A 1,108-nucleotide genomic window follows, 5' to 3' on the forward strand; every position below is an offset into this window, starting at 1 on the left:
GCATGACATTGCAATTTCCGAGCATCGCGCAGACGCTTGCCGAAGAGATCGGAAGATTACGCAAATGGCTGGATGAGGACGCCCTGCCCCTGTGGTGGGAGGCGGGTTCGGCCCGGCCGGATGGCGGCTTTTACGAACGTCTCGACCAGGATGCGAAACCGGTTTTTTCCGATGACCGACGCGCCCGCGTGCAGCCGCGCCAGGCCTATTGTTTCGCCGCCGCCGGCCAGCATGGCTGGCAGGGACCGTGGAAAGACGCGCTCCTGCACGGGCTTTCCTGGTTCGAGAAGGTCTATCGCCTTGAAAACGGCCTTTACGGCAACCTTGCCGACCAGACGGGCCGGCTGATCGATCCCTCCTTCGATCTCTACAATCAGGCCTTTGCGCTGTTTGCCGCCGCACAGGCGGCTGCAAGCCTTCCCGAGCGCCGGGACGAGATGCGCGGCCGGGCGCTCGATATCCTTGCCATCCTCGACCGCGACTACAGACATCCGGTCGCCGGCTTCGAGGAAGCGAACCCGCCGCGCACCCCGCTCTGCTCCAATCCGCACATGCATCTCTTCGAGGCGATGCTGGCCTGGGAGGTGCAGGACCCGGACGGCCCGTGGTCGGCGCTGGCCGACGAAATCGCCGATCTTGCGCTTAACCGCTTCATCGATGGCGGCAATGGCGGCTTGCGCGAATTCTTCGCCCATGACTGGACACCGCATGACAGCGACAAAGGCCGGATCATGGAACCCGGCCACCAGTTCGAATGGGCGTGGCTTCTGGTGCGCTGGGGCAGCCTGCGTGGAAACGACGAAGCGATCAGCAAGGCAAAACGCCTGTTCGAGATCGGCGAGGCCTACGGCATCTGCCCGCGCCGCAAGGTGGCGATCATGAGCCTCTACGACGATTTTTCGGTGCATGACGCACTGGCGCGGTTATGGCCGCAGACGGAATGGCTGAAGGCTTCGGTGCGGCTTGCGAGCGTCACGGGCGGTGAGGAGCGTCAGCGTTACCTCGCCTCCGGTCTCAGCGCCATCGGCGCGCTGCAGCCTTTCCTCGACACGCCGGTCAAGGGCCTGTGGTTCGACAAATGGCCGGCCGACAGGCCGATGCTCGACGA

The 1,108-nt window shown here is 64.3% G+C and carries 1 protein-coding gene; it reads left to right on the forward strand.

Annotated elements, in window-relative coordinates; genetic code table 11:
* Positions 1 to 2: 2 nt before the first annotated feature.
* Positions 3 to 1,108 (forward strand): AGE family epimerase/isomerase (locus PH605_RS25250; protein ID WP_271040167.1); only part of this gene is annotated, 1,106 nt, incomplete at its 3' end.

Source organism: Agrobacterium sp. CFBP 3001, from assembly GCF_027871605.1.
Taxonomy (GTDB): Bacteria; Pseudomonadota; Alphaproteobacteria; order Rhizobiales; family Rhizobiaceae; genus Agrobacterium; species Agrobacterium leguminum.